We start from the raw sequence: 502 nt of genomic DNA, 5'->3' as shown, positions 1-502 counted from the left end.
CCGGATCGTGACTGCGGTGCCCCACGACGGATGGGAATCTGAACGAACCGTCACGTACCATCCGGGCCGTCGGCTCGTCATCGAGGACCACGTCGTGACACAGGACGATGAGCGCCACACGCTGCATTCCTGGTTCTTGCTCGACGGCGGCCTCGAGATCACGGACGAGCAGGGGATGCAAGGCGAGGACGCGCAAGGGAAGGCTCTCGGAATCAGGTCCATGAAGTGGGGTGGACCATTGCACCTCAAGCGCATATCTGGTCTTGACGAAGAACTCACCGTCCGCACCAACCGCATAGGCGACACCTGGGAAGAGGTGGAAGGGGTCCGATCCCGCGAGGACCGAAGAACTGAACCGGCATGGTCCGTCCGTTGGACGGGTGAGTTCCAAGGGGAGGCACGTACTCGCACCGAGTTCGTCTTCGAAAGCGAGGAAGGCCACCAGAATCCTGCGCAAGTTTCATACGACCAGAACCCTTCCTTGACGGACGACACGCGGCCC

1 protein-coding gene is annotated in these 502 nt (G+C 61.6%); it reads left to right on the top strand.

Annotated elements, in window-relative coordinates:
• Positions 1-94 precede the first annotated feature (94 nt).
• Positions 95-502: hypothetical protein (locus GTW58_RS14215; RefSeq protein ID WP_168023673.1), on the top strand; the 408-nt coding region annotated here is incomplete at its 3' end.

The organism is Kocuria subflava (assembly GCF_012163155.1).
Lineage (GTDB): Bacteria > Actinomycetota > Actinomycetes > Actinomycetales > Micrococcaceae > Kocuria > Kocuria subflava.
The sequence above is the reverse complement of the archived record's forward strand: the minus strand, read 5'-3'. Positions and strand labels throughout refer to the sequence as shown.